Below are 12,303 nucleotides of genomic sequence, written 5' to 3'. Positions count from 1 at the left end.
TCATGAGCATCTATTCACGGATAGCCGGAACTGGAAGTTATCTTCCAGAGCAGCGTTTGAGCAATCAAGATCTCGTTGAGCGTTTAGCCAAGATTGGTCTTGAAACAAGCGATGAATGGATTGTGACTAGAAGTGGAATTTCTGCTCGCCACTTTGCCGCAGAAAATCAACTCACGAGTGACTTGGCAGTCAAAGCAGCACAAGCAGCACTAGAGGCAGCAAGCTGCACCTCTGAAGATCTTGACTTGATCATTCTGGCTACCTCCACACCAGATCACTTGGGTGGCTTCCCAAGCACAGCTTGCGTAGTGCAAGACAAACTAGGCGCTCATACTAATTGCGCGGCATTTGATGTTCAGGCGGTATGTGCTGGCTTTACTTATGCACTTGCCATTGCAGATGCATTTATTCGAACGGGTACATACAAAAAAGTATTAGTTCTCGGTGCAGAAACTTTCTCCCGCATTTTGGATTTCCAAGATCGCACGACTTCGGTTTTGTTTGGTGATGGTGCTGGCGCAGTTGTATTAGAAGCTTCTACCGAGCCAGGCATTTTGGCAACGGCCTTACATGCGGACGGTAGTCAACGCGATATCCTTTGTGTGCCAGGGCGCGCTAAGCAGGGTGGCGTTGAGGGAACTGCGTATTTAACAATGGATGGACCTGCAGTGTTTAAGTTGGCTGTCAAAGTACTTGAGCAAGTTGCCCATGAGGCTTTAGAAAAAGCCAATCTCAAGCCAGAGCAAATCGATTGGTTGGTGCCACACCAAGCCAATATTCGTATCATGGAGAGTACGGCTCGCAAGATGGGTATGTCGATGGACAATGTCATTGTGACTGTTCATGAGCATGGCAATACTTCCGCTGCATCTATACCGCTCGCCTTGGATGTTGGCGTTCGCTCGGGTCAAATTCAACGTGGCCAACATCTTTTGCTAGAGGGTGTTGGCGGTGGCTTTGCTTGGGGCGCAGCAGTCATTAAGTACTAAAGCAAAGTACTAAAGCTAAAAATATATTCACAACGATTATTCAGCGATTATTCCTATGACATTTGCATTTGTATTTCCTGGCCAAGGTTCCCAATCTGTTGGGATGCTCAACACTATTGCTGATCGCCCTGAAGTCCGTGCGACTTTGCAAGAAGCCTCAGAGGCCTTAGGTGAGGACGTTGCCAAACTGATTGCCGAAGGCCCCGCAGAAGCATTGTCTTTGACAACCAATACACAGCCCGTGATGCTGACTGCAGCGATTGCTTTTTACCGTGCCTGGTTAGCCTCTGGCGGTGCCGTTCCCAAGATGATGGCTGGCCATAGCCTGGGCGAATACTCTGCTTTAGTTGCTGCAGGCGTAATCGCTTTTAAAGACGCCGTGCCCTTGGTGCGTTTTCGTGCTGAGGCCATGCAGACAGCAGTGCCAGTAGGCATTGGCGGTATGGCCGCAATCTTAGGCTTAGATGATGCAATAGTGAAGACGGTTTGTGCCCAAGCTGCTACAGCCTCTGGAGGTGTTGTGGAAGCCGTGAACTTCAATGCACCAGGGCAAGTGGTCATTGCTGGCGGTAGTGATGCGGTGACCAAAGCTTGTGAATTGCTTAAAGCAGCTGGCGCAAAGCGCGCTCTGCCATTGCCAGTGTCAGCGCCATTTCATTCATCATTATTACAACCCGCTTCTGAAAAACTCAAAGACTACTTGGCTGATATTGAATTTAAAGTCCCGACTATCTCTGTAGTTAATAACGTGGATGTCAATGTACTGAATGACCCAGCAGCCATTAAAGATGCCTTAGTGCGTCAAGCTGCCAAGCCAGTGCGTTGGCAAGAGACTATTAATGCGATGGCCCAGCAAGGCATCACTCAAGTAGTGGAATGCGGCCCTGGCAAGGTATTGGCCGGGCTGACAAAGCGAATCAATGAAAATGTTGTTGGACTGCCTATTTTCGATGAGGTCAGTCTCAATGAAGCTTTGGCTGCCGTAAAGTAAAAATTCGAACTAGCAGTAGAAGAAACACGAAATAAAGAACGGAAGACAACTATGAATCTCGACTTAAGCGGACAAATTGCATTAGTGACCGGCGCATCGCGCGGTATTGGCCAAGCCATTGCGGATGAGTTGGTGAAATGTGGTGCCAAGGTCATTGGCACTGCAACTTCTGAGGACGGCGCCAAAGCAATCAACACCCGTTTACAAGCGAGCGGTGGCCGTGGCGAGGTTTTGAATGTGACCGATCCAAAAGCTTGCGAGGCCATTATCGATTTGATCGTCAAAGATTTTGGCGGTATCAATATCTTGGTGAATAACGCTGGCATTACTCGCGATAACCTAGCAATGCGCATGAAAACAGATGAGTGGACCGATGTGATCGACACTAATCTAAGTGCCGTTTTCCGTTTATCTCAGGCAGTAATGCGCCCTATGATGAAAGCGCGCGCTGGCCGCATTATTAATATCACTTCGATTGTTGGTCATATGGGTAACCCTGGGCAGGCTAACTACGCTGCTGCTAAATCCGGTGTTTCAGGCATGACGCGAGCTTTGGCCCGCGAAATTGGCAGTCGCAATATCACTGTGAATTGCGTAGCGCCTGGCTTTATCGACACAGATATGACCCGTGCTTTGAGTGAAGAGCAGCAAAATGCCCTAAAAGCGAACATTCCTTTAGCGCGTCTGGGTAGTCCAGAAGATATAGCCCAGGCAGTGGCATTTTTAGCCTCTCCAGCGGCTGGATACATCACAGGAAACACGCTGCATGTCAATGGCGGCCTCTATTTAGCCTAATAACAAAGCAGGAATTGATCATTTTTTGGCGGATTTACTAATTTAGCCTGCCAAGCTGATAAAATCCTTTTCATCGTTTTTTTACAACCCTTGGGGGAATTAATGGATAACATCGAACAACGCGTTAAGAAGATCGTCGCTGAGCAATTGGGCGTCGCAGAAGCAGAGATCAAGAATGAATCTTCTTTTGTGAACGACTTAGGCGCAGACTCTCTTGACACTGTTGAATTGGTAATGGCTTTGGAAGATGAATTCGGGATTGAAATTCCGGATGAAGAAGCTGAAAAAATTACTACTGTTCAGCTCGCTATCGATTTTGCTCAGTCAAAAGCTCAGGGTTAATTCCCCTAGCTAGTTAAAAGCTATTACTGTGTCAGCATCAAATGGCCGCCGCCGGGTTGTTGTTACCGGCTTAGGCCTGATTTCACCAGTTGGTAACTCGGTTGATGTAGCTTGGTCTAATTTGCTCGCGGGTAAATCAGGCATTGCCACCATCACCAAGTTTGACCACACTCCGCTGAGCGTGCATTTTGCTGGCGAGGTGAAAGACTTCAATGTCGAAGAATATGTTTCTGCCAAAGAGGCGCGCCACATGGATACCTTTATCCATTACGGGATCGCTGCTGGTACGCAAGCAATTCGCGACAGCGGTTTACAGATAACTGAAGAGAACGCGGAGCGCGTGGGCGTCATGGTCGGCTCAGGCATTGGTGGTTTGCCGATGATTGAAGAGACTGGCGCTGAATTGCTAGCTCGTGGTCCTCGTCGCATCTCCCCATTCTTTGTTCCAGGCTCAATCATTAATATGATTTCTGGGCATCTCAGTATCTTGTTTGGTCTTAAGGGTCCAAACGTGGCTGCGGTGACAGCTTGTACTACCGGCTTGCACAGCATTGGCTTGGCGGCACGTTTAATTCAGTATGGCGATGCTGATGTGATGGTTGCTGGTGGAGCTGAATCTACTATCTCTGCATTGGGTGTTGGCGGCTTTGCTTCAGCTCGTGCGCTATCCACCCGCAACGATGACCCTGCAACCGCTTCACGCCCATGGGACAAAGACCGTGATGGTTTCGTATTGGGTGAGGGTGCTGGTGTTGTGGTGTTAGAAGAGTATGAGCACGCTAAAGCGCGTGGCGCAAAAATCTACTGTGAGCTTTTAGGTTTTGGTATGAGTGGTGACGCGTATCACATGACCGCCCCAAATATGGATGGCCCACGTCGCTGTATGGTCAATGCCATGCGCGATGCCGGTTTAAATCCAGATCAAATTCAATATATCAATGCACACGGCACTTCTACACCTTTAGGTGATAAGAATGAAACCGGTGCGATTAAAGCTGCCCTTGGTGACCATGCCAAAAAGGCTTTGATTAACTCTACTAAGTCGATGACTGGCCATCTTTTGGGCGGTGCTGGCGGCTTAGAGTCTGTCTTTACTATTCTGGCGCTACACAACCAGAAGTCTCCACCAACAATCAACATCTTCAATCAAGATCCAGAGTGTGATTTGGACTACTGCGCCAATACTGCTCGCGATGTGAAGATTGACCATGCCATTAAAAACAACTTTGGCTTTGGGGGTACTAACGGTACCTTGATTTTTGGCAAATTGACCTAATATCTCTAGTAGGTCCTTCTTTTCTTATTTCATTTATTGGTTTTTACCAAGTAGGTCTATAGCACTATGAAAAAGTATCTTATTGCGTTCTTGGCTATGTTTAGCTTGGGGCAAATTGCGTTTATTCCCCAGGCCTGTGCCCAGAGCCCACGTGTTTCTATTCCTGACTTTGCCGACTTGGTTGAGCGAGCTAGCCCTGCTGTGGTGAACATCCGAACCACTGAAAAAATCATGCAACAGCAAGCTCAGGGCGGCATTCCCGGGATGCCTGAGGATCAGGCAGAGTTCTTCCGTCGTTTCTTTGGCGTGCCTATTCCGGGATTACCTGGCGGACCCAAGCAAGCGCAACCTAATTCCGGCAAGCCTCAAGAGGCAGATCGCGGCGTTGGCTCTGGCTTCATTATCGAATCCAACGGCTTAATTTTGACCAATGCCCACGTTGTCGAGGGTGCAAATACTATCTACGTCACCTTGACGGACAAGCGTGAGTACAAAGCCAAGTTATTGGGTATGGATAAGCGAACCGATATGGCGGTTGTCAAAATCGATGCACGTGATTTGCCTAAGTTGCCATTAGGCGATTCTTCTCGAGTAAGGGTGGGTGAGTGGGTATTGGCCATTGGCTCCCCGTTTGGTTTAGAGAACACTGTGACTGCTGGCATTGTGTCTGCTAAGAGTCGTGATACTGGTGACTACTTGCCATTCATTCAGACTGACGTAGCCGTGAATCCCGGTAACTCTGGCGGCCCTTTATTGAACACTGCTGGACAAGTGATTGGCATTAACTCGCAAATCTTTAGTCGCTCTGGCGGATATATGGGTATCTCTTTTGCCATTCCAATTGATGAAGCGATGCGTGTTGCAGAGCAATTGCGTACCAATGGAAAAATGACTCGTGGCCGTATTGGCGTCGCTTTGGGTGAGATGACTAAAGAGATCGCAGAGAGCCTAGGTCTAGGTAGACCTCGTGGCGCCTTGGTGCGTAATGTTGAGCCCGGTGGCCCAGCGGCAGCAGGTGGTATTGAGTCTGGGGATGTGATTCTGAGCTTTAATGGCCGTGACATTGGTAAATCCACTGATCTACCCAGAGCTGTTGGTGAAACTAAGCCAGGAACTAGCGCTAACGTACAGGTGTGGCGTAAAGGCTCTACTAAGGATTTGATGGTTTCTGTAGTGGACACCGAAGCAGGTCAAGCTGCTGTGAAGAAGTCGGATAACTCAGGTTCATCTGGTGCCAATGCCAATTCTCTTGGGGTTGCGGTTTCTGAGCCTTCAGATAGTAAGAAAAAGGAGCTTAATATCCGCGGAGGTGTTGAGGTTACCGGTTTAGGGGATGGCCCCTTAGCACGCTCAGGAGTGCGTCCTGGAGATGTCATTATCCGAATTGCTGATGCCGATGTCACTGGGGTGAAGCAGTTTGAGGGTCTTGTTAAGGGTTTGGACTCCAACAAGTCGGTTCCGGTTTTTGTTCGTCGGGCTGATAGCACTCTAATTATTCCTGTAAAGCCAAAATAAGCAAAAACCCTGTTTTTTGGGTGTAATAAGGGGGTTTGGCGCTAATTTGGCGCCACCCATTACAATTGCTTTAAGACGACTTTTTGCAGCGCATCATCGTGGTGCGTTCTGACAAGGCGTTTTTTGAAGACTACACAAGACGCTATGGATTTAATCCGCAATTTTTCTATCATCGCCCATATCGATCACGGCAAATCAACGCTGGCTGATCGCATTATTCAACTCTGTGGCGGTCTGTCTGATCGTGAAATGGAAGCCCAAGTTCTGGACTCGATGGATATCGAGCGTGAGCGTGGGATCACGATTAAAGCGCAAACAGCGGCGCTGTCTTATAAATCCAAAGATGGTAAAACTTACAACATCAATTTGATTGATACCCCAGGGCACGTCGACTTCTCCTATGAGGTGAGTCGCTCCTTGTCAGCATGCGAGGGTGCATTACTAGTGGTGGATGCCAGTCAAGGCGTTGAAGCCCAAACGGTTGCTAACTGCTACATGGCGCTGGAGTTGGGTGTAGAAGTTGTGCCAGTGCTCAATAAGATTGATTTGCCACAGGCAGATCCTGAGCGCGCTAAGCAAGAGATTGAAGATGTCATTGGTATCGATGCATCGGAAGCGGTGACCTGTTCGGCTAAAACGGGATTAGGTGTGCAGGATGTCATTGAAGAAATGATTGCTCGCGTACCTCCGCCAAAAGGCAATGCAGCAGATCCTTTGCAAGCCTTGATTATCGATTCTTGGTTTGATAACTATGTTGGTGTGGTGATGTTGGTGCGTGTCGTTAACGGTACCCTCAAGCCAAAAGAAAAAATTACCTTGATGTCCAACGGCTCGAGTCATTTAGTTGAGCATGTTGGTGTCTTTAGTCCAAAGTCTGTAGATCGCCCAGAATTGTCTGCCGGTCAGGTGGGCTTTGTGATTGCTGGCATTAAAGAGTTAAAAGCTGCCAAGGTAGGTGATACGGTTACGCACACCCCAGGGCAGCAAGGCCGCATTCCTGCAACGGCACCACTTCCAGGCTTTAAAGAAGTTAAGCCTCAGGTTTTTGCTGGGCTTTACCCAGTAGAGTCGAGTGAATATGATCAACTGCGCGAGTCCTTAGAGAAGTTGCAGTTAAATGACGCCTCGCTCTTGTATGAGCCAGAGGTATCGCAGGCTCTTGGTTTTGGATTCCGTTGCGGATTCTTGGGCTTGCTCCATATGGAGATCGTGCAAGAGCGCTTAGAGCGTCAATACGGCATGAATCTCATTACTACTGCACCAACAGTGGTGTATCAAGTAGAGCAATCCGATGGAAGCATCTTGTCGGTTGATAATCCATCAAAGATGCCCGAGGCTAGCAAGATCAATACGATTCTTGAGCCGATCGTGACAGTCAACCTGTACATGCCGCAAGAGTATGTGGGCGCGATTATTACTCTATGCGTTGGTAAGCGCGGTATTCAGATGGATATGAATTATCTCGGTCGTCAAGTGAAACTCACTTATGAGTTACCGATGGCGGAGATTGTTTTGGATTTCTTTGACAAAATGAAATCCATCTCTCGTGGCTATGCATCCATGGACTACGAGTTCAAGGAATATCGCCCAGCTGATGTGGTTAAGGTTGACATCCTCATTAACAGTGAGCGAGTGGATGCCCTATCGGTAATCGTCCACCGCAGTAACAGTCAGCATCGTGGTCGCGAAGTGGTTGCTAAGATGCGCGGCATTATTCCGCGTCAAATGTTTGATGTGGCTATTCAGGCGGCAATTGGTAGCAACATCGTTGCCCGTGAAAACGTCAAGGCTTTACGCAAGAACGTATTAGCCAAATGCTATGGCGGTGACATCTCGCGTAAGCGTAAATTATTAGAGAAGCAAAAAGAAGGTAAGAAACGCATGAAGCAGGTGGGTAATGTGGAGATTCCACAAGAAGCCTTCTTGGCCATTTTGCAGGTGGACGACTAATGAACTTTGCCCTCATCCTTTTTATCTTGGTAGTGGTCTCTGGTATAGCTTGGATTGCCGATCGTTATTACTTTGCTCCGAAAAGACGTAAGGTCGGTATCGATCGCATGCCATTATGGTTGGAATACACGGCCGGGTTCTTCCCAGTAATTTGTGCAGTGTTTGTATTGCGCTCATTTATTGTGGAGCCATTCAAAATCCCGTCAGGCTCCATGATTCCGACTTTGCAAATTGGCGACTTTATTCTGGTGAATAAATTCACCTACGGTATTCGTTTGCCAGTGATTAATCAGAAGGTCGTCGATTTAGGATCTCCAAAGCGTGGTGATGTTGCGGTGTTTCGCTATCCCCGAGATGAATCTATTGACTACATCAAGCGTGTCGTGGCTTTACCAGGCGACACCATTACTTATCAAGATAAACGCATAACAGTAAATGGTCAGCCATTGCAATACAGCGGTGGTGAGAATTACCTAGATCCCGAAAACATGCGTTACGCCAAGCGGTTTGCAGAATCTTTCCCTGCAGACTTAGGCGGTAATAAGCATGAGATTTTGAATGATCCTGATCGCCCTGCCGGTATGTTCCCTGCAGAGCGTTTTCCTGGATTTGAAAACTGCCAATACATCAATGCTGGTCTCACTTGCAAAGTGCCTGCGGGACATTACTTTGCAATGGGTGATAACCGCGATAACAGTGCTGATTCTCGTTACTGGGGATTTGTGCCAGATCAGAATATTGTTGGTAGAGCATTCTTTGTTTGGTTGAATCTCGGAAATCTCGGTCGTATTGGCGGCTTCGAATAAGATCATGAACGCCCGCGCCGTCATCGAAACTGCTCCGCTGCAAGCGCAATTAGGTTATACGTTTAAAAAAATAGAGCTGCTCAATCAAGCCTTAACGCATCGTAGTCACAGCAAGAAAAATAATGAGCGCCTGGAGTTTTTAGGTGATTCGATTCTCAATTGCGTTGTCGCAGAAATGCTTTATGAGCGTTATTCAGATTTGGATGAGGGCGATCTTTCTCGCGTACGGGCTAACTTAGTAAAACAACAAGCGCTCTATGAAATTGCTCAAACCCTATCGCTATCAGACTATCTGCGCTTAGGCGAGGGAGAATTAAAGAGCGGTGGTTTCCGTCGCCCGTCTATTCTGGCTGATACTCTTGAAGCGGTGACTGGCGCCATATTTTTAGATGGTGGGTTTGATGCTGCTAAGGCCTGTTTGCGTAAACTCTATTCCATCATTTTGGCCAACGTTGACCCTAAGACCCTGGGTAAGGACGATAAGACTTTATTGCAGGAATGTTTGCAAAGCTATCAGTTACCACTGCCTACCTATAACGTTACTGGCACTAGTGGTGCAGCCCACAATCAGCAGTTTGAAGTGGAATGTTTGATACCCAATCTCAAGGTTGTTGTGAAGGGTGAGGGTGCCTCTCGACGTGCAGCAGAGCAAGCTGCAGCAAAGCTAGCACTCATCTCAGCACTGAAGGCCTTGCCACAAGCGCTAGGTAAACCTAAAAAGACTCGGTCAGCCAAAAAGAAGGCAGCCAAAAAAGTGGCGACTGAAGAGCAGTTAAATCTTAAGCTGAAGGGCTAATCGTGTTTAGATGCGGCACTATCGCCATTGTTGGCCGTCCTAATATGGGCAAATCGACCCTCTTAAATGCTTTGGTCGGTCAGAAGATCAGCATTACCTCCCGTAAGGCACAAACCACGCGTCACCGTATTTTAGGTATTCAGAATCGCGAAGAAGCGCAATTCATTTTTATTGATACACCGGGCTTTCAGACTCGTTTAATCAATACATTAAATAAGGCATTGAATCGCACGGTAACTACGGCTTTGCAAGATGTGAATGTCGCTTGCTTTGTAGTTGAGGCTGGTTACTTTGGCGAGGATGACAAAAAGGTTTTGAAGTTACTGCCAGATGACTTACCGGTTGTCTTGGTGTTAAACAAATTAGACCTATTTAATAGCCGCTTCCAGACTCCCTCAGAGCGTGATCAGGCTCTACTGAATTTTATGAAAGAGATGAGTCAGCCTTGGTGTGTATTAGGCGGTCATGAAGATCAGAAGTGTGAGTTCGCTGAAATCGTACCGATGAGTGCAAAGAGTCCTGGGGATATTGAAAGATTATTAGACGTACTTGAAGGCTATTTACCTGAAGCGCCAGCAGTTTACGATGGCGATACCATCACTGATCGCAGTGAGCGCTTCTTGGCTGCTGAGATTCTGCGGGAGAAGGTTTTCCGCTTCACTGGTGAGGAGTTGCCTTACACCAGCACAGTAGTCATTGATCAGTTCAAGATGGATGGCAAGATGCGCCGTATTGCAGCAACGATTTTGGTTGATCGCGATAGCCACAAGGCAATGATTATTGGTGCCAAGGGTGAGCGATTGAAGAAGATCTCCACCGATGCTCGTATTGATATGGAAAAACTCTTTGACGGCAAGGTCTTTTTGGAAACTTGGGTTAAGGTCAAGCGTGGTTGGGCAGATGATCGTGCTGAATTACGGGCGCAGGGACTAGAGTAATTATTCATGGCCTCCATTCGTGTTGCTGACGAACCTGCTTTTGTATTGCACAGCATTCCTTATAAGGAAACTAGCTTAATTCTGGATGTCTTTACACGGCAATATGGCCGTATGGCACTGATTGCTAAAGGTGCTAAGCGGCCACATTCGGTATTGCGTCCAGTCTTACAGCGTTTTCAACCCCTATTGGTTTCTTGGAGTGGCAAGTCTGAGTTGCGTACTTTAACGAAGTCAGAGTGGGTTGGTGGAACACCCTCTTTAGTGGGTGATGCATTACTCTGCGGCTTCTATCTCAATGAGTTGTTAGTCAAGTTTCTGGCTCGTGAAGACGACTATGAAAAACTCTACGACCATTACACTGATACGATCTCTGCCTTATCTAATCTTGAGTTTCAATCTAAGGGCTTAGAGGAAATTTTGCGTCCCTTTGAGTTAACACTCTTGCAAGAGACCGGATATGCAGCAGCATTGGATTGCTGCGTTGAAACCCACAGCGCTCCAGTCTCACAAGAACAGTACGTCTATCAGCCGGAGCGTGGTGTCAGGCCTGTACAAGTGGATGATCCAGGCCATTGGCCAGTCTTGAGCGGTAAATCCCTCCTAGCCATCGCAGCAGGTGACTTTTCTGATCAAGAAACGCTTTCTGAGAGCAAGCAGTTAATGCGCTTCTTATTGGGCCTTCACCTTCAAGATCAAGTGCTCACTACCCGTCAGATTTTGATTGATCTCAAGAAAATCTAGTAATCTACAAGCATGAGCAACCCCAATATCCTTGAGCTTGGTATCAATATCGATCACGTCGCTACCCTGCGTAATGCGCGCGGCACGATCTATCCTGACCCATTAAAAGCCGCTCGCTTGGCTGAAGAAGCTGGCGCTGATTTAATTACCTTACATTTACGTGAGGATCGTCGTCATATTAAAGATGCAGATTTGATAGCGCTACGCCCTTTGATTCAGACGCGTATGAACCTAGAGTGCGCCGTTACTCCTGAGATGATTAACATCGCCTGTCGGGTTCAGCCGCAGGATGTTTGCCTTGTTCCTGAAAAGCGTGAAGAGGTTACTACTGAAGGTGGTTTAGATGTCGTAGGTCATTTTGATGCAGTCAAAGCTGCCACTACACAACTAAAAGCTGCTGGCATACGGGTTTCACTTTTTATTGATCCCGAAGAGCGGCAAATTCAAGCTGCTAAAGATGTGGGTGCCACAGTAGTTGAATTGCATACTGGTCGTTACGCAGATTTGGCTGGTGATCAACAGAAGCAAGAGCTCGAGCGCATCAGAAAAGCGGCCCAGTTTGGGAAAAGCATTGGCTTGCGCGTCAATGCAGGTCATGGGTTACATGAGGGCAACGTGATACCGGTTGCCGCCATTACTGAGCTATCCGAGCTCAATATCGGGCATGCCATTGTTGCTGAAGCGCTCTTTAAGGGTTGGCAAAAAGCAATTACGGATATGAAAGCTCTGATGGTTCAGGGCAGGGCAATCGCTTAAATATTAAACATCAAATGATCATTGGCATAGGTACGGACATTTTGCAAATCGAGCGACTTCAAGCTGCTTACGATCGCACCAATGGCCGCCTTGCTGAAAAAATCCTGGGTCCAGATGAGATGTTGGTTTTTAAACATCGCTTAGCCAGAAATCACAAGAGAGGTATTGCTTTCTTGGCAACGCGCTTTGCTGCAAAAGAAGCATTCTCCAAAGCGATTGGTTTAGGTATGAGAATGCCAATGACTTGGCGTTCCCTTCAAACGCTAAACGAGCCTAGCGGTAAACCAGTGACATCGTATTTGGGCGCACTGGCGCAATTTATGCAGGATAAAAACTGGGAAGCCCAGGTTACTGTTAGTGATGAACAAGACATGGCAATAGCCCATGTCATCGTAGTTCAAAAATAAT

General features: G+C 47.5%; 13 protein-coding genes. All 13 read left to right on the top strand.

The genetic code is table 11. From position 1 onward, the window contains the following. Window positions 1–2: 2 nt before the first annotated feature. The 13 genes from C2759_RS07605 (at window position 3) to acpS (ending at window position 12,302) form a co-directional block, all read left to right on the top strand. Window positions 3–989: a beta-ketoacyl-ACP synthase III gene (locus tag C2759_RS07605; RefSeq protein ID WP_215354317.1), complete on the top strand. Its 987-nt coding sequence runs from the start codon at window positions 3–5 to the stop codon at window positions 987–989. A 55-nt stretch (window positions 990–1,044) separates the two neighbouring features. Further along, window positions 1,045–1,980, top strand: a complete 936-nt coding sequence (gene fabD / locus C2759_RS07600; RefSeq protein ID WP_215354316.1) for an ACP S-malonyltransferase — start codon at window positions 1,045–1,047, stop codon at window positions 1,978–1,980. Between the two features lie 51 nt (window positions 1,981–2,031). Continuing rightward, entirely contained in the window at window positions 2,032–2,775 is a 744-nt protein-coding gene (gene fabG, locus C2759_RS07595; protein ID WP_215354315.1) for a 3-oxoacyl-ACP reductase FabG, read from the top strand. A 102-nt stretch (window positions 2,776–2,877) separates the two neighbouring features. Further along, complete coding sequence (gene acpP, locus C2759_RS07590; protein ID WP_046330561.1) at window positions 2,878–3,117, top strand: acyl carrier protein; 240 nt, start codon at window positions 2,878–2,880, stop codon at window positions 3,115–3,117. A 28-nt stretch (window positions 3,118–3,145) separates the two neighbouring features. After that, a complete protein-coding gene (gene fabF, locus C2759_RS07585) occupies window positions 3,146–4,393 on the top strand; it encodes a beta-ketoacyl-ACP synthase II (RefSeq protein WP_215354314.1) in 1,248 nt (415 codons plus the stop codon). Window positions 4,394–4,459: 66 nt separating this feature from the next. Further along, window positions 4,460–5,908: a DegQ family serine endoprotease gene (locus C2759_RS07580; protein ID WP_215354313.1), complete on the top strand. Its 1,449-nt coding sequence runs from the start codon at window positions 4,460–4,462 to the stop codon at window positions 5,906–5,908. 144 nt (window positions 5,909–6,052) lie between these two features. Next, the gene (gene lepA / locus C2759_RS07575; protein WP_215356724.1) at window positions 6,053–7,858 is read left to right on the top strand and encodes a translation elongation factor 4; all 1,806 of its coding nucleotides are present in this window, start codon (window positions 6,053–6,055) and stop codon (window positions 7,856–7,858) included. Next, on the top strand, window positions 7,858–8,664 hold the full coding sequence (lepB, locus tag C2759_RS07570; RefSeq protein ID WP_215354311.1) for a signal peptidase I: 807 nt from the start codon (window positions 7,858–7,860) through the stop codon (window positions 8,662–8,664). Before lepA ends, lepB begins: the two co-directional genes overlap by 1 nt. Window positions 8,665–8,668: 4 nt before the next feature. Further along, the gene (gene rnc / locus C2759_RS07565; RefSeq protein WP_215354309.1) at window positions 8,669–9,460 is read left to right on the top strand and encodes a ribonuclease III; all 792 of its coding nucleotides are present in this window, start codon (window positions 8,669–8,671) and stop codon (window positions 9,458–9,460) included. Between the two features lie 44 nt (window positions 9,461–9,504). Further along, window positions 9,505–10,398, top strand: a complete 894-nt coding sequence (gene era / locus C2759_RS07560; RefSeq protein ID WP_251367058.1) for a GTPase Era — start codon at window positions 9,505–9,507, stop codon at window positions 10,396–10,398. A gap of 6 nt (window positions 10,399–10,404) precedes the next feature. Continuing rightward, a complete protein-coding gene (recO, locus tag C2759_RS07555) occupies window positions 10,405–11,139 on the top strand; it encodes a DNA repair protein RecO (RefSeq protein WP_215354304.1) in 735 nt (244 codons plus the stop codon). Window positions 11,140–11,151: 12 nt separating this feature from the next. Beyond that, entirely contained in the window at window positions 11,152–11,895 is a 744-nt protein-coding gene (gene pdxJ / locus C2759_RS07550) for a pyridoxine 5'-phosphate synthase (protein WP_215354302.1), read from the top strand. Between the two features lie 14 nt (window positions 11,896–11,909). Then, window positions 11,910–12,302 (top strand): holo-ACP synthase, encoded by a 393-nt coding sequence (acpS, locus tag C2759_RS07545; RefSeq protein WP_215354301.1) that lies wholly within the window; start codon window positions 11,910–11,912, stop codon window positions 12,300–12,302. Window position 12,303 lies beyond the last annotated feature (1 nt).

Origin of the sequence: Polynucleobacter sp. MG-Unter2-18 (assembly GCF_018687675.1) — a bacterium.
Classification (GTDB): Bacteria; Pseudomonadota; Gammaproteobacteria; order Burkholderiales; family Burkholderiaceae; genus Polynucleobacter.
The sequence above is the reverse complement of the archived record's forward strand: the minus strand, read 5'-3'. Positions and strand labels throughout refer to the sequence as shown.